Here is a 14,689-nt window from a genome sequence, read left to right on the forward strand (position 1 = left end):
TCAGCGGGTCGGCGAAGGCGCCGCAGGCAACGCGTATGGCATATGCCGGGCGGGCAAGATACCCCTCCCCGCCCCCTCCCGTCCCCGTTTCCCGCAACCGTCCGAAAGTGCCCACTCACCGCCGGTAGATGTAAGCCCCATGAGCAGCACACGGAATGTCACCTCCGACGGCGCCGCCTGGCTCGCCTCTGCCGGAACGTATCCGCGCGGCACACTCGCGTTCTGGGCGGAGCGCCCGGACGCACCGGTGGCCCTGCCCTGCGGTGCCGCCTTCGACGTGGTGAACGTGCCGGCGATCTTCGGACGCCGGATGCTGGACCGGTTGTGGGACGAGGGGCCGGGATCCGGGCCGGTCGCGGTGTTCCGGGGCCGGATGCTCCTGTTCGCCGCGCCGGGCACGGCCCAGCGGCTGCCCTCGCTGCTGGCCTGGGAGGAGTGGGGGACACGGGAGGGCGTCAGCGGCCGGACGGGGGGCGTGCCTCCCCTCATCTGCCACGGCACCGGAGACGCCGTGACCGTCCCGGCGCTCACCGGCGACGGCGCCCCGGCCTCCGGCGGCTCCCGCTGGCTGGTCGCCCCTGACACCCGGCACCCATGGCTGCCGGGCCCCGAGGTCCTGCTCTGGGCGGCCGTACGGGCGGCCCGCGCAGGCGTGCGGATATCGATTTTTCCTCCCGCCGATCAGGATGCTAAGGTCTACGACGTCAGCAGGCGCCGCTAGCTCAGTTGGTTAGAGCAGCTGACTCTTAATCAGCGGGTCCGGGGTTCGAGTCCCTGGCGGCGCACGCATCCACGATGGCGGGTCGGGTTCGGAAGAATTCGGTCCGCCATTGTTGTTCCCTCAACCTTCCGCGCACGCCGCAGCCGCCTTCGTACGACATCGCACGCACTCAGCCGGAAACCCCCGGTGTGATCTTCACCGTCCAGGCCCCCGACGCCGTGCGCCCATCCACCTCCACCTTCACGCCCTCCCCGGGCACCGTGAAGCTCTCCCCAAGGCCGACCGGCGCGTCGGCCAGCGGCGCGTACACCGAGTCCTCCCAGCACGCCTCGGTGTGCGGGTGGGCGTCCACGACCTCGACAGGCCCGCCCCCGGACGCCGCCTCGCCGCGCACCCGGTACACGAGCACGCCCTCCCGGCAGGTCGCATGGTCGTTCCCGGCCGGGCCGCGGGCCTCGAAGGCCAGCACGCTGTCGGCTCCGGTGCGTACGACGGCCAGCTTCGTGCCGTCGCCCAGCCCGAAGCCCGGAGCGCCGGAGGCGGCCGTGACGGGGGTCCCCGGTCCGGCGGCGAGGGGTTCGAGGGTCAGCCGCGTGGGTCCGGTCCCCTTGACGCAGGCCACCTGCCGGGGATCGAGCCAGCCCAGCTTCCACTTGTGCCAGGCGAACAGATCCGGGGACAGTCCGAACTGGCTGCCCATCAGGTCCCAGTCCCCGACGTACGTGTCCCAGTCGCCCTTCCCGTCCGCCGGACGGTGGTACAGGTCCGGCAGGTCGAAGACATGCCCCGTCTCGTGCGCGAGGACCAGCCGGTCCGGCGGATGGTGTTCGAAGACCGTGACGACCCGCCGTACGTCCGTGCCGTCGACATGGGTCGGGGTGTCGAGGTTGACGACCTTCGTCGCGTCGGAGTCCACGCCGGGCGCGTCCGGGTCGGCCACGAAGTAGACGATGTCGTAGCGCGAGAAGTCGACCTCGCGGTCGGCCGCGGCGAACGCGTCGCGCAGATAGGCGGCCCGCCGTGCCGGGCTCCAGTCACGCCGTATGGCGTACGACGTCGACGGGTGCGGCATGCGGAGCCAGTGCGTCAGTGGATGCGGGCGCAGCGCGAACTTCCCGTAGGAGGCCTGCTCGAAGAAGCGGCTGGTGGCCGGGAAGTGGTCGGCGGTCAGCTCCGCGGGAGTGGTGTGCGGGGTGGCGTCCGGGAAGGAGAGGAACACCAGCACCGCCGACATCGGGCGGGTCGGCCGGGTGTAGGCGGGGTTCCAGGTGTCCACGCCCTCCGAGTGGTGCGCGTCGGTCCGGTGCAGCGCGCACGGAGCCGTGGAGAACGGCTCGGCGGCCGAGGGGCCGGACAGGATCGAGGTCGCCGCGAGCGCCGACATCGCGGTGAACACTGCGGCGGTGCTGCGCAGCTGAGGACGCGGCACGAAGGGACCTCCGGTTGCGGTTCACGGGACACCGCACCCAGCGTGTGTGACTTTGCCGTCCTTCGTCCTGTTTGTCTGCACCAGAAGAGTGAGGGGCCGCGCATTGGGCCGGGTGGGCGACACCCCGGAACACTCACGGAACGTCACAAGTGGTCGAGGGCCTGAAGAAGCCGTCCAGGTGCGGGCAGAAACGATCTGTCAGAACGGCCGGTTCGTCGGGGACACTGGAGAGTGGCTGGAAGGCCTCGGGGCCAGCCCCTATGATCGGCACACTTTCCTGCACGGACAGACATCGAGTGCACTGCGGGAGCGAGCGGTGAGCGGAACGTCCGAAGGGCCGACGCCCACGGCAGACCTCGACCGGTCCGCCGTCACAGAGAGTGACTTCAGTGCGCCTGCTTGTGCCGAGTCCCGCCCCGATCCCCCGGCGGACGCGTATCGCACTGTCTTCGCGACCGCCCCGCTCGGCATGGCGGTGGTCGACCGCGAGGGCCTGGTCGTCGACGCCAACGACGCGTTCGGCACACTGCTCGGTACGGCCCCCGAAGCACTCGGCGGCCGTATCGCCGCCGACCTGGTCGACCTGGCCTCCGACGCCCGTATCTGGCACGCCTTCCGCGAGGTGCTTCGCGGCCGGCAGGCGAAGCTGCGCTGTACCCGCCGGCTCAAGCACCCCGACGGCCACTCGGTGTGGGCGCAGGTCACGGTCGCACCGCTGGCCGGTGCCGCACCCGGTGTCCTGCTGTCCGTCTCCGACATCAGCGGGAGCCGTGAACTCCAGGCCAGACTGCGACACTTGCAGATGCACGACCCGGTGACCCGGCTGCCCAACCGCACGCTGTTCTTCGAGCGGCTGTCGGCCGCCCTGGAGGCGGAGACGTACGAGCAGAGCGGCACGGGCCGGATCGGCCTGTGCTACCTGGACGTGGACGGCTTCAAGGCGGTCAACGACACCCTCGGCCACCGCATCGGCGACCGGCTGCTGGCCGCCGTAGCCGAACGCCTGACCCAAGTCGCCGAGGAGGCCGGGTACGCGCGCACCGGCGCGCCCCTGGTCGCCAGGCTCGGCGGCGACGAATTCGCCCTGCTGGTCGAGGACTCGACGGGTACCGAGCAGCTGGCCGACCTGGCCGAGGCAGCCCTGGAGGCACTACAGGCCCCCTTCGACCTGGCGGGGCAGCGGCTGTCGCTCACGGCGTCGATCGGTGTCGTCGAACGCCACGCCGCCGGGACGACGGCCACCGGCCTGATGCAGGCGGCCGATACGACCCTGTACTGGGCGAAGGCCGACGGCAAGGCCCGCTGGACACTGTTCGACCCGGAGCGCAACGCGCACCGCATGACCCGCCAGGCGCTCTCCTCGACGCTGCGCCCCGCGATCGACCGGGGCGAATTCACCCTGGAGTACCAGCCGTTGGTCGCGATGGAGGACGGCCGGCTGCGCGGTGTCGAGGCGTTGGTCCGCTGGAATCATCCTCAGTTCGGCACGCTGACGCCGAATCGGTTCATCGGGCTGGCCGAGGAGGACGGCTCCATCGTGCCGCTCGGCCGCTGGGCCCTGGCCACCGCCTGTCGCCAGGCGCGCCGTTGGCAGCTGGACCACCCCGACGAGCCACCGATCTTCGTGAGCGTCAATGTGGCGGTTCGTCAGGTGTGGGACTCGGACCTGGTGGCGGACGTGGCGCAGACCCTCGCGGAAACGGACCTGGCCCCGCATCTGTTGCAGCTGGAACTGACCGAGTCCGCGGTGATGGGTTCGGCGGGCCGCCCGCTGCAGGCCCTCCAGGCCCTCAGTGACATGGGTGTGCGCATCGCCATCGACGACTTCGGCACCGGCTACTCGAACCTGGCGTACCTGAGCCGGCTGCCGGTGTCGGTGCTCAAACTGGACGGCTCGTTCGTACGGGGCTTCCAGTACGACGACCCCGGCGACCGCCCGAACCCGGCCGACGAGGTCGTCGTGGAGGCGATGATCCAGCTGGCCCACCGCCTCGGCCTCACGGTCACCGCCGAGTGCGTGGAGACGTCCGCCCAGGCGACGCGGCTGCGCCACATCGGCTGCGACACCGGCCAGGGCTGGCTGTACTCCCGTCCGGTGTCGCCGGATCGTATCTCCGAGTTGCTGGGGACCGAGACCTATGCGGTCGGCAACCCGTAGGCGTCCGCGATCAGTTCGTACGAGCGCAGTCGCAGCTCGCCGCGGTGGGCGTGCGAGGTGAGCATCAACTCGTCGGCGCCCGTGCGCTTCTGGAGGGCGTCGAGGCCGGAGCGGACCTCGTCGGCGGTGCCGTGCACGATGTTGCCGCCCCAGGATTGGACGAACTCCTCCTCGTACGGGGTGAATTCGTGCTTGGCGGCCTCGTCCGGGTCGGGGAAGAGCCCCGGGCGTCCGCTGCGCAGCCGGATCATGTTCAGCGCGGTGGCCCGCACCTGCCGGCGCGCTTCCTCCTCGTCGTCGGTGGCGAGGGCGGAGACGCCGATGAGGGCGTAGGGCGCGTCAAGGACGTCGGACGGGCGGAAGGTCTCCCGGTACAGGTCGAGGGCCGGGACGGTGTTCTGCGCGGAGAAGTGATGGGCGAAGGCGAACGGCAGGCCCAGCAGGCCGGCCAGGCGGGCGCTGAAGCCGGAGGAGCCGAGCAGCCAGATCGGCGGGCGGTGCGGCGACTGGACCCCGCCGTCAGCGGTGCCCTGCACCGGCCCGGGGATCGCGTGGATCCGCGCGTAGGGGTGGCCGTCGGGGAAGTCGTCGTCCAGGAAGCGGGTGAGCTCGGCGAGCTGCTGCGGGAAGTCGTCGGCGCCTTCGCCGAGGGTGTCCGTACGGCGCAGGGCGGCGGCGGTGGCCCCGTCCGTGCCCGGGGCGCGGCCCAGGCCGAGGTCGATCCGGCCCGGGGCCATCGCCTCGAGCGTGCCGAACTGCTCCGCGATGACCAGGGGGGCGTGATTGGGCAGCATGACCCCGCCCGACCCGAGCCGGATCCGCTCGGTGTGGGCGGCCAGATGCGCCAGGATCACCGCGGGCGAGGAGGAGGCCACGCCCGGCATGGAGTGGTGCTCGGCGACCCAGTACCGGTGGAGCCCCCGCGCCTCCGCGAACCGGGACAGCGCCACGCTGGTGCGCAGCGCGTCACCGGCAGTACGCCCCACGCCGACGGTCACCAGGTCCAGTACGGAGAGGGGTACGGGCGCGGTCCCGTGCGTAGCCCCCCGAATCTCATCTGCCGACACGGTGTGTGCCTCCTGCGGTCTCGGCCGTGCGCTGTCCTTCGGGACCTAACAGGAGGCACTCTCCGTTTTATTCCCGTCCCGCGGGCCGCACGCCGTCACACCTGTACGAGCGGTTCCCGGGTGAACAGCGTGCCCAGTTCGGGGGCGTTCACCCGGCGGTCCGTGAGGCGCAGGGCCTCCCACACCGTGACCTGGTTGGCCGTGAGGACGGGTTTGGAGAGGGACTTCTCCAGGAGGGGGATGTGGGCGGCCGTGCGCAGTGCGGTGTCCGGGAGCAGGATCGCCTCCGCTTCCGGGTCGTCGGCGGCGCGCGCCAGCGTCAGGACGTCCTCCTCCCGCCAGGTGCCGACCTCCGTCGCCGACGCGGCCCCGGCCGCCCGTACCCCGGTCACCTCCACGCCCCCGGCCCGCAGGAAGTCCGTGAACAGGGAGGTCAGGTCCGCCGGGTACGTCGCGCCGACCGCCACCCGCCGTACCCCGATCTCCCGCGCCGCGTGCACGAAGGCGAAGGACGTCGAGGAGGCCGGCATGCCCGCCGTCCGGGCCAGGGTGCGCACCTGGTCACGGGCGCCCTCCCAGCCGTACACGAAGCCGCCGGCGGTGGACGCCCACACCACCGTCTCCGTCCCCGCCAGCCGCAGCTCCTCCACCCCCGCCGCCAGCCGCTCCGGCTCGCCCGTGCGTCGCAGCGCGTCCACCCGGTACGCGCCCTCGCCGACGTCGGTACGGACCACGTCCACCCGGATGCCGCCGCTCAGGAGCTGCTCGATGCGCGGATAGTCGTCCTCGGCGAAACTGCCCGGGTAGAGGAATCCGAGTGCGGTCATGTCCAGCCTCCAGCTGTGTTCGTCCGGCGACGCCTGATACGGCCCCACGGCTCGGGTACCCAGTCACCGCGCCGCCGCCCCGCGGCGTGACCTGGTTGGCGGACAGTGCCGGGGAACGACGACAGGACAACGACTCGTGGGCACGCTTGTGTTGACGAGGGTGGGTCCGGGTGCGAGCGTGGTCAATCCGCGCATCTCAGACAACTCTCTCCCGTCCGGAGGAACCGCTTGCCGACGCCCGTGCCGACCCTCCTCGTGCTCGACGCCGACCCCCTCCCCCGCCTCGGCCGCCTCACCGGTCGCGCCCGCGTCGTGCACACGGACGCGGCCGCCCTCGCCGAGCGCCTCCCGGCGGCCGACGTCCTGCTGGTCTGGGACTTCACCTCGCACGCGGTGCGCGAGGCCTGGCCGGGTGACGGTCCCCGCCCGCGCTGGGTGCACACGGCGAGCGCGGGCGTCGACCATCTGATGTGCCCGGAGCTCGCCGCCTCCGACACCGTGGTGACCAATGCCCGCGGGATCTTCGACCAGCCCGTCGCCGAGTACGTCGCCGCCCTGGTCCTGGCGATCGCCAAGGACCTGCCCCGCACCCTGGACCTCCAGAGGGAGCGGACCTGGTGCCACCGCGAGACCCGGCGGCTGGCGGGCACGCGCGCGTGCGTGGTGGGCTCCGGGCCCATCGGCCGTACGATCGCCCGGACGCTGAAGGCCCTCGACGTCACCACCGCCCTCGTCGGACGCGTCCCGCGCACCGGCATCCACGGCCCCGACGACCTGGACCGGCTGATGTCCCGCGCGGACTGGGTGATCGCGGCGGCGCCGCTGACCGAGCGGACCGAGGGCATGTTCGACCTCCGCCGCTTCGGCGTGATGCAGCCCTCGGCGCACTTCATCAACGTAGGCCGCGGCGGTCTCGTCGTCGAGGACGCGCTCGCCGAGGCGCTGTCCAGGCGCTGGATCGCGGGCGCGGCCCTGGACGTGTTCGCCGACGAACCCCTCACCCCCGAAAGCCCGTTGTGGCGGATCCCTGGTCTGATCGTGTCCCCGCACATGAGCGGCGACACGGTCGGTTGGCGGGACGAACTCGGCGCGCAGTTCGTGGAGCTGTTCGAGCGTTGGTCCGCGGGAAGACCCCTGGTCAACGTGGTCGACAAGCAGCGCGGATACGTGCCGGGCCACTGAGCGCGAGCCCCCGGGGCCTCCCCCCGTTTGCGATGCACAAGGTTTGCGACGCATAAGGTGCCTGGTCCCGGGTAGCCGCGCCGCCATGGCTCCACGACTTGGCAGACGGCAGCGCACAGCCGGGCCCCCACCCGGGTCCGGACACTCACGGCGGACGGTGCTCACCGCGCTCGGCGGGCTCGGCGCCCTGGGAGCCGCGGGCTGCACGCGGGTGGCCACCGCGGCCGGCGCGAACGGCGGCGACCTGCTCGACCGGCTCAAGGCCCAGGGTGTCGTACGGCTCGGGATCGCCGGCGAGATCCCCTTCGGGTACATCGACAGGGACGGCCATCTCACGGGCGAAGCACCGGAGTTGGCGAAGGCCGTCTTCAAGCGGCTCGGCGTCGGCCGGGTCCAGCCGGTGCCGACCGAGTTCGGCTCGCTCATCCCCGGACTGAACTCCCAGCAGTTCGACGTCGTGGCCGCCGGGATGTACGTCAATCCCGACCGCTGCGAGCAGGTGATCTTCGCCGATCCCGACTACCAGATGCTCGACTCCTTCATCGTGCGCAAGGGCAATCCGATGGACCTGCACGACTACAAGGACGTCGTGGCGAAGAAGGCGAAGTTCGCGACCGGAACCGGATACGCCGAGATCCAGTACGCCGTGGAGGCGGGGTACAAGGAGAGCGACATCCTGATCGTCCCCGACCAGGTCGCCGGGCTGAACGCCGTGGAGGCCGGACGCGCCGACGTGTTCGCCGGTACGGCGCTCACCACCCGCGAGGTCGTCAAGAAGTCCGCCAAGGCCGAGGCCACCAAGGCCTTCACCCCGCTCGTCGAGGGCCAACCCCATGTGGACGGGGGCGCGTTCGCGTTCCGGTCGGCCGAGACGCGGCTGCGGGACGCCTTCAACGTGGAGCTGCGCCGGCTGAAGAAGAGCGGCGAACTCTTCCGGATCCTGCGGCCGTTCGGCTTCACCGAGGCCGAGATGACCGACCTCACCGCGAAGGAGCTGTGCGGCGGATGACCACGGGCCTGTGGAAACTCGTACTCGAAGGAGTCTGGACCACCGTCCAACTGCTGGTGCTCAGCGCCCTGCTGGCCACGGCGGTCTCCTTCGCCGTGGGCATCGCCCGCACCCACCGGCTGCGGACCGTCCGCTTCCTCGCCGGCTTCTACACCGAGGTGTTCCGCGGCACCTCGGCGCTGGTGATGATCTTCTGGGTGTTCTTCGTGCTGCCGGTCGCCTTCGGCTGGCAGCTGGTGCCGCTGTGGGCGGGCACCCTGGCGCTCGGGCTGACCTACGGGGCGTACGGCGCGGAGATCGTGCGCGGCGCGCTGACCGCGGTCGACCCGGCGCAGCGCGAGGGCGGTGTCGCGCTGAGCTTCACGCCCTGGCAGCGGCTGCGGCTGATCCTGCTGCCGCAGGCGGTGCCGGAGATGATCCCGTCCTTCTGCAACCTGCTGGTCGAACTGCTCAAGGGCACCGCCCTGGTGTCCATCACCGGCATGGGTGATCTGGCGTTCAGCGGCAATCTGGTGCGGCTGGCGCTGCAGGAGAGCGCGCACATCTACACCTATCTGCTGCTGATCTACTTCGCGATCGCGTTCGTGATCACCCGGCTGATGCGCGGTCTGGAGAAGCGGCTGAAGGCCGGGATCGGCAAGGATCCCGGGACGGAATCCGCGGCGCGTGAGCTGAAGCGCGCGCGGACCACCGGGGTCGGGGCAGCGGGCGGTGGTGTCGCGTGAAGTGGGACTGGAGTGCCGTACGCGAGTTCATGCCACACCTCTGGGACGGTCTGCTGGTCACCCTGCAGGCGCTGGTCCTCGGCTCGCTGATCTCGTTCACCCTGGGGCTGGTCTGGACGCTGCTGATGCGGACGCCGACCCGCTTCGTGCGCTGGCCGGTGGGGGTGGTGACGGAGTTCGTCCGCAACACCCCGCTGCTGGTGCAGCTGTTCTTCCTCTTCTACGTGCTGCCCGAGTGGGGCCTGACCTTCTCCGCGCTGACCACCGGTGTCTTCGCGATCGGGCTGCACTACTCGACGTACACGATGCAGGTCTACCGGGCCGGCATCGAGGCCGTGCCCGCCGGGCAGTGGGAGGCGGCGACGGCGCTGAGTCTGCCGGTGCGGCGGACCTGGACGGTGGTGATCCTGCCGCAGGCCCTGCGCCGGGTGGTGCCGCCACTCGGCAACTACGTCATCGCGATGCTCAAGGACACACCGATCCTGATGTCGATCACCGTGCTGGAGATGCTGGGCCGGGCGCGGCTCTTCTCCCAGCAGCACTTCCAGTTCACCGAGCCGGTGACGGTGATCGGCGTGGCCTTCATCGTCGTCTCCGCTCTCGCCTCCCTTCTTCTGCGCACCCTGGAGCGTCGCCTTGTCCGTTGAGACCAGTAAGCAGCCAGTCGCCACCGACACCCGTCCCACCGAGTTGATCCGGCTGGCGAGGGTGACCAAGCGGTTCGGGGACAACACCGTCCTTGACCGGCTGGACCTGTCCGTCCAGGCGGGCCGGCACGTCACCCTGATCGGCCCGTCCGGCTCCGGCAAGACCACGATCCTGCGGCTGCTGATGACCCTCACCGAGCCGGACGAGGGCACGATCACCGTCGACGGGCAGCCGCTCTTCCCGGCGCCCGAGAAGCAGGTCCGGGAGGTCCGCAAGAAGATCGGGATGGTGTTCCAGCAGTTCAATCTGTTCCCGAACATGAGCGTGCTGCGGAACATCACCGAGGCCCCGGTCACCGTCCTCGGCCTGTCGAAGGACGAGGCGGAGGCCCGCGCCCGCGAGCTGCTGGACCTGGTGGGGCTCGCCGACAAGTGCGATGCCCGCCCGACCCAGCTGTCCGGCGGCCAGCAGCAGCGGGTGGCGATCGCACGGGCCCTGGCGATGCGGCCCAAGGTGCTGCTCCTGGACGAGGTGACCTCCGCGCTCGACCCCGAGCTGGTCGCGGGCGTCCTCGATCTGCTCCGGGACATCGCCCGCACCACCGACATCACGATGCTCTGTGTGACCCACGAGATGAATTTCGCCCGGGACATCTCCGACCAGGTACTGATGTTCGACGCGGGCCGTATCGTCGAGGCGGGGCCGCCTGAGCGGATCTTCAGCGATCCGGAGCAGGAGCGGACCCGGGAATTCCTCAGCGCCGTGCTCTGACTACGAAAAGTGAACGCACGAACACCCGAGGTCTCGACGCCGGATCATGACGAAGGCATATGCCAGCGAGCCTGCGTCGCAGCTGAGAGCGCCAGAATCTGACCAACGCACCCTCCACATACGGCTCTTGCCGGTTATCGTGGAGAGGATTAGCCGTCCGGACTACGGCCGAAGAGCGAGCGCAGGGGGGACCACCGTGGCGCTGATGCACGAGCCGACCGCCCCGTACCACTCCGCCCAGGACGCCCTGCGTGTCCTGGAGACCGTGGCACAACACTCGACCGGCGCCACCGACACGGAACTGGCCCGCGGCACCGGCCTGGCCCCCGAGCGCCTGACCGCGCTGCTGCGCATGCTGCGCCGCGAGGGGTACGTGGAGCAGGACGCCGACGGCGCGTACGTCACCGGGGAGACCCTCAGGCGCCTCGGCTCAGCCCACGGCCATGAGCAGGCGCTCGCCGAGAAGCTCCAGCAGACCCTGGACCGGCTGCGCGACGCGGTCGGCGCCGCCGTGTATCTGAGCCGGTACGTGGACGGCGAGGTGCGGATCGGCCCGTACGCCGACAGCCCGGACACGCCCGCGGTCAACGAGTGGGTGGACTTCCGCTCCTCCGCCCATGCCACCGCGATCGGCAAGAGCCTGCTCACCCAGCTCGACCACAACGCCCGCCGCGACCACCTCTCCCGTCACAAGATGGCCCGCCTCACCTCGCGCACCATCACCAGCGACAGACTCCTCCTCTCCCGTCTGGAGTCCCAGCCGGCGACGGTGCCCGTCCTGGACCTCCAGGAGTACGCGGTCGGCACGGTGTGCGCGGCAGTGCCGATCACGGCGGGTTCCTCGGTGGGCTGTCTGGCACTGTCCCTGCCGCTGGAGCAGGCACACCGGCTGAAGCGCGCGGCGGACGCCCTCAACCGCAACGCGGCGCCGGTACTGCTTTCGCTGGCGATCTAGGCCGCGACCAGGGTGGTCACGAGCACCGCTCCGGACCAGGTAGTATTTTCTTCGTCGCCAGCCGCGCAGAGCGGATGGCGGGAGTCATGCGCCGCTAGCTCAGTTGGTTAGAGCAGCTGACTCTTAATCAGCGGGTCCGGGGTTCGAGTCCCTGGCGGCGCACGATGACGATGGCGAGCCATGTCCGCAAAATGCGCGGACCCGGCTCGCCATCTCTGTTATTGCGCGGCTACGCCGCGCGCGGTGGGGGCTCCGCCACCCACACCCCCCGCTGACGGGCCCTTCGCAGCTGCGAGGGGCCCTTCGACATCTTCCCTGGTCAGCCTCCGGTACGCGGCCTCGCCGGGCGGTCGCCACCACACGGGGTCGGCACACCGGAACCCCTCGCGCCGCAGCCGCGCCCGCTCGATCTTGTTGGTGGCCGTCACCGGCATCCGCTCCACCACCCGCACGAACCGGGGCGCCATCTTCGTCCCGAGGTCGGGCTGGACCCGCAGGAACTCCGCGAAGGCCCCCGGGTCGAACCGCCCGGCCACGGTCGCCATCACCTGGTCCCCGGTCACCGGATCCGGCACCCCGTACACGGCGACCGCCACCGCCCCCTCATAGCGGGCGACGATGTTCTCGATCATCGCGGCGGCCAGATTCTCCCCGTCGACCCGGATGCGGTCATCGGTACGGCCCGCGAAGTACAGATACCCCTCGGCATCCCGGTAGAAGAGATCCCCGGTCCAGTAGGCCCCTCCCCCACTCTCGGCTTCGCTCGAGCGGGGGGACCCCCATCGCCGTCGCTCGGCTTCCGCCGCCGGATTGCGCCAGTACCCCTCGAAGGGACTGGGCCCCTGATTCACCAGCTCCCCGATGGCCTCCTCACCATTGAGGAGCTGCCCGGCGGCATCGAATGCGGCCACCGGACACTCCCGCCCCGTATCCGGATCGCGCACCACCAGACCGGGCCCGGCGGGCCCCACCGCCCCCGCCGGAGTCCCCGGCGCCCACTGGATGGCCGCCCCACCCTCCGACGACCCGTATCCCTCCACCAGCCGCACCCCGAACCGCCGCTCGAACGCGGCCGCGTCCACCGCCCCGGCTTCGGTGCCGAAGCCCAGGCGCAGGGGGTTGTCCCGGTCGTCCGGACGCGGCTCGGTGGCCAGGACGTACTGGACCGCCCGGCCGACATAGGTGAAGTACGTCGCCCGGTAGCGCCGTACGTCCGCCAGGAACCCGGACGCCGAGAACCGCCGCCGCAGCGCCACCCCCGCCCCGGCCGCCAGCGCGGGCGCCCAGTCCGCGATCACCGCGTTGCCGTGGAACATCGGCATGCAGATGTAGTGCACGTCGTCCGCGCGGACACCGAACTGCTCGACGAGCGAGCGTCCGGCGGCGGCCAGCCGGCCCTGGGAACAGATCGCGGCCTTGGGCGCGCCGGTGGAGCCGGAGGTGAAGTAGAGCAGGACGCGGTCGGCGGGCCGGGCGCGGGCCGGGTCGGGTACGGCGCCGGCGTATGCGGCGAGGAGGTCGTCGTACGCATCGGTGTCGGTCACCAGGAGCCGTACCCCGGGCAGGTCGAGGCCGTCGAGGAGGGGCAGGTGGGCCTTCTCGGTGACGAGGAGCGGGCACTCGGTGTGCAGGATGTCGCGGGCCAGTTCCGGGCCCCGGCGCGTGGGGTTGATCCCGGCGACCGCCGCGCCGGCGAGCGCGGCCGCGCTCAGCCACAGCGGGAACTCGGGGGTGTTGTCGAGCAGCACCCCGATGTGCGGTTCGGCGGCGGGCGGCAGCAGGTCGGCCAGGAGCGCCGCCCGGACGGCCGCGCCGGCGGCCACCTCGTGATGGGTCAGCGCCCGGTCCTCGAACCACAGTCCCGGCCGGTGGTCGTCCCACCGCGCCACCACCAGCTCCGCGACCGTGCGCATCCTGGAGTCCATGGGGGCGCACCTTAGATGACGCACCCTCAGATGGGGAGGCTCATGCCGAGGTGTGGTACGACACCATGAAGCCGACGCAGAACACGACGATCACGCCGAGGAACGCCAGGATGCCCAGCGTTCCGGCCGCGTTCTTCACCGGGCTCGGCCTGCGGGCGGTGGCGACGGTCTCCTGGCCCTCGGTGTAGTACACGGTCACGAAGTCGCCCTCGACGACGGTCGCCGGGCCGTCCTGCTCCTCGAAGCGGACGGAACGGCCGTCGCGTGCCGTGAACTCGTAGACGTGGTGCAGCCTGGTGCGCACGGAGGTGTCGTTCGCGCCCCCGTGGGTCGTGGTGAACATCCTCAGGCACCGGGCCTTTGCCGTGAGGCCGCTGTTCCAGGCACTGCTGAGCTGCAGCGACCGGCGCACCACCCGGTACGCCACGAAGAGAGCGCAGGCCATGATGAGGCCAGGAGCCGCGTAGAACATCGCATCCATCGTTCCCCCCAGGATCGGTACGCCGTCAGGTCGGACGGCGTGTGGGGAACGTACCCGTGAGTAGTGCGGGATTCGCTCAAGTAAGGCTCAGAACTGCGGGGGCCTCGTCGCGGTGGCCCGCTCGCGCGGGCCACCGCTCTCCTCCATCGTCCTGCCCGGACCGGGTCAGAACGTGACGTCCGAGCAGGCGTAGAACGCGTTGCCGGTGTCGGCGATCGTCCAGACCGCGAGGATGACGTGATGACCGCTCAGGCCGGACGGCAGTGTGCCGCTGTGGCTGAGCGTGGCGGGCGGGCGCTGCCCGTTGTAGGGGACCGTGAGGAACGGTGTGGTGTTGAGGTCCGAGCGGGACAGGGCGTGGTTCTGGTTCCAGCCCTGCCTGGTGACGTAGTACTTGAAGTCGGTCGTGGCGTGCATGGCGGTGAACTGCCAGCGGAAGGTGTAGCTCTGGCCGCCCGTCACCCTGGTCGTCGGCCAGGCCGCACCGGACGGTGCCCTCGGCGAACTGAGCTGGGCGAACCGGCTCAGTCCGCCGTTGCAGAGCTGTCCGTCGGCGGGACCGCCCGCCGGGAAGCCCTTGGGGCCCTCTACGCTCTGCGGCTCCCACTGGATGTCGCCGCAGTTGGTCACGGTGCCGTTCTGGCAGAGCTTCTGCCTGCTGATGGGGAGGTCGGTGTAGCCGTGCCCGCTGGCACCGCCGGTGGAGAGCACGAAGGCTCCGGCGGTTGCCACGCCCAGCACGGCTGCGGACAACTTGGTCTTTGTGCGCATGCTGCCGCTCCTGGAGAACG

At 70.9% G+C, this 14,689-nt stretch carries 14 protein-coding genes and 2 tRNA genes; 10 read left to right on the top strand and 6 right to left on the bottom strand.

From position 1 onward, the window contains the following. Window positions 1-139: 139 nt before the first annotated feature. On the top strand, window positions 140-721 hold the full coding sequence (locus N8I87_RS15030) for a bifunctional DNA primase/polymerase (RefSeq protein ID WP_263209083.1): 582 nt from the start codon (window positions 140-142) through the stop codon (window positions 719-721). Further along, window positions 712-785: transfer RNA gene (locus tag N8I87_RS15035), tRNA-Lys, on the top strand. The genes N8I87_RS15030 and N8I87_RS15035 overlap by 10 nt, the downstream gene beginning before the upstream one ends. Window positions 786-890: 105 nt before the next feature. Here the strand turns inward: N8I87_RS15035 and N8I87_RS15040 are convergent. Beyond that, entirely contained in the window at window positions 891-2,105 is a 1,215-nt protein-coding gene (locus tag N8I87_RS15040; protein ID WP_263216475.1) for a M6 family metalloprotease domain-containing protein, read from the bottom strand. Between the two features lie 361 nt (window positions 2,106-2,466). On the opposite strand from N8I87_RS15040, the gene N8I87_RS15045 reads away from it, so the two are divergent. Continuing rightward, on the top strand, window positions 2,467-4,308 hold the full coding sequence (locus N8I87_RS15045) for a putative bifunctional diguanylate cyclase/phosphodiesterase (protein WP_263209085.1): 1,842 nt from the start codon (window positions 2,467-2,469) through the stop codon (window positions 4,306-4,308). On the opposite strand, the gene N8I87_RS15050 is transcribed toward N8I87_RS15045, so the two are convergent. Beyond that, window positions 4,287-5,375, bottom strand: coding sequence for an LLM class flavin-dependent oxidoreductase (locus N8I87_RS15050; RefSeq protein WP_263209087.1), 1,089 nt, complete (start codon window positions 5,373-5,375; stop codon window positions 4,287-4,289). The two genes, N8I87_RS15045 and N8I87_RS15050, sit on opposite strands and share 22 nt — an antisense overlap. Window positions 5,376-5,470: 95 nt before the next feature. Next, window positions 5,471-6,202 (bottom strand): maleate cis-trans isomerase family protein, encoded by a 732-nt coding sequence (locus N8I87_RS15055; RefSeq protein WP_263209089.1) that lies wholly within the window; start codon window positions 6,200-6,202, stop codon window positions 5,471-5,473. Between the two features lie 228 nt (window positions 6,203-6,430). Between N8I87_RS15055 and N8I87_RS15060 the strand changes: the two genes are divergently transcribed. The 7 genes from N8I87_RS15060 (at window position 6,431) to N8I87_RS15090 (ending at window position 11,654) form a co-directional block, all read left to right on the top strand. Beyond that, on the top strand, window positions 6,431-7,384 hold the full coding sequence (locus N8I87_RS15060; protein WP_263209091.1) for a D-2-hydroxyacid dehydrogenase: 954 nt from the start codon (window positions 6,431-6,433) through the stop codon (window positions 7,382-7,384). Window positions 7,385-7,469: 85 nt separating this feature from the next. Beyond that, window positions 7,470-8,393, top strand: a complete 924-nt coding sequence (gene ehuB / locus N8I87_RS15065) for an ectoine/hydroxyectoine ABC transporter substrate-binding protein EhuB (RefSeq protein ID WP_263209093.1) — start codon at window positions 7,470-7,472, stop codon at window positions 8,391-8,393. Beyond that, entirely contained in the window at window positions 8,390-9,118 is a 729-nt protein-coding gene (gene ehuC, locus N8I87_RS15070) for an ectoine/hydroxyectoine ABC transporter permease subunit EhuC (RefSeq protein WP_263209095.1), read from the top strand. The genes ehuB and ehuC overlap by 4 nt, the downstream gene beginning before the upstream one ends. Next, on the top strand, window positions 9,115-9,765 hold the full coding sequence (gene ehuD, locus N8I87_RS15075; protein ID WP_263209097.1) for an ectoine/hydroxyectoine ABC transporter permease subunit EhuD: 651 nt from the start codon (window positions 9,115-9,117) through the stop codon (window positions 9,763-9,765). The genes ehuC and ehuD overlap by 4 nt, the downstream gene beginning before the upstream one ends. Further along, entirely contained in the window at window positions 9,755-10,537 is a 783-nt protein-coding gene (ehuA, locus tag N8I87_RS15080) for an ectoine/hydroxyectoine ABC transporter ATP-binding protein EhuA (RefSeq protein ID WP_263209099.1), read from the top strand. The genes ehuD and ehuA overlap by 11 nt, the downstream gene beginning before the upstream one ends. Window positions 10,538-10,733: 196 nt before the next feature. Continuing rightward, on the top strand, window positions 10,734-11,492 hold the full coding sequence (locus tag N8I87_RS15085; protein WP_263209101.1) for an IclR family transcriptional regulator: 759 nt from the start codon (window positions 10,734-10,736) through the stop codon (window positions 11,490-11,492). Between the two features lie 88 nt (window positions 11,493-11,580). Continuing rightward, a tRNA-Lys gene (locus N8I87_RS15090) sits at window positions 11,581-11,654 on the top strand. Between the two features lie 56 nt (window positions 11,655-11,710). Here N8I87_RS15090 and N8I87_RS15095 read toward each other — a convergent pair. From N8I87_RS15095 to N8I87_RS15105, 3 genes are all read right to left on the bottom strand, one after another. Next, on the bottom strand, window positions 11,711-13,417 hold the full coding sequence (locus N8I87_RS15095; RefSeq protein ID WP_263209103.1) for an AMP-binding protein: 1,707 nt from the start codon (window positions 13,415-13,417) through the stop codon (window positions 11,711-11,713). A 40-nt stretch (window positions 13,418-13,457) separates the two neighbouring features. Beyond that, window positions 13,458-13,898, bottom strand: coding sequence for a DUF3592 domain-containing protein (locus N8I87_RS15100; protein ID WP_263209105.1), 441 nt, complete (start codon window positions 13,896-13,898; stop codon window positions 13,458-13,460). 165 nt (window positions 13,899-14,063) lie between these two features. Then, window positions 14,064-14,669: a lytic polysaccharide monooxygenase auxiliary activity family 9 protein gene (locus N8I87_RS15105; protein WP_263209106.1), complete on the bottom strand. Its 606-nt coding sequence runs from the start codon at window positions 14,667-14,669 to the stop codon at window positions 14,064-14,066. Window positions 14,670-14,689 lie beyond the last annotated feature (20 nt).

Origin of the sequence: Streptomyces sp. HUAS 15-9 (assembly GCF_025642155.1) — a bacterium.
Lineage (GTDB): Bacteria > Actinomycetota > Actinomycetes > Streptomycetales > Streptomycetaceae > Streptomyces.

Coding starts and splice junctions, on each gene's coding strand:
- N8I87_RS15040 (WP_263216475.1), bottom strand. CDS start 2,105: ATGTCGGCGCTCGCGGCGACCTCGATCCTGTCCGGCCCCTCGGCCGCC.
- ehuC (WP_263209095.1), top strand. CDS start 8,390: ATGACCACGGGCCTGTGGAAACTCGTACTCGAAGGAGTCTGGACCACC.
- ehuB (WP_263209093.1), top strand. CDS start 7,470: ATGGCTCCACGACTTGGCAGACGGCAGCGCACAGCCGGGCCCCCACCC.
- N8I87_RS15055 (WP_263209089.1), bottom strand. CDS start 6,202: ATGACCGCACTCGGATTCCTCTACCCGGGCAGTTTCGCCGAGGACGAC.
- N8I87_RS15100 (WP_263209105.1), bottom strand. CDS start 13,898: ATGGATGCGATGTTCTACGCGGCTCCTGGCCTCATCATGGCCTGCGCT.
- N8I87_RS15030 (WP_263209083.1), top strand. CDS start 140: ATGAGCAGCACACGGAATGTCACCTCCGACGGCGCCGCCTGGCTCGCC.
- N8I87_RS15095 (WP_263209103.1), bottom strand. CDS start 13,417: ATGGACTCCAGGATGCGCACGGTCGCGGAGCTGGTGGTGGCGCGGTGG.
- N8I87_RS15105 (WP_263209106.1), bottom strand. CDS start 14,669: ATGCGCACAAAGACCAAGTTGTCCGCAGCCGTGCTGGGCGTGGCAACC.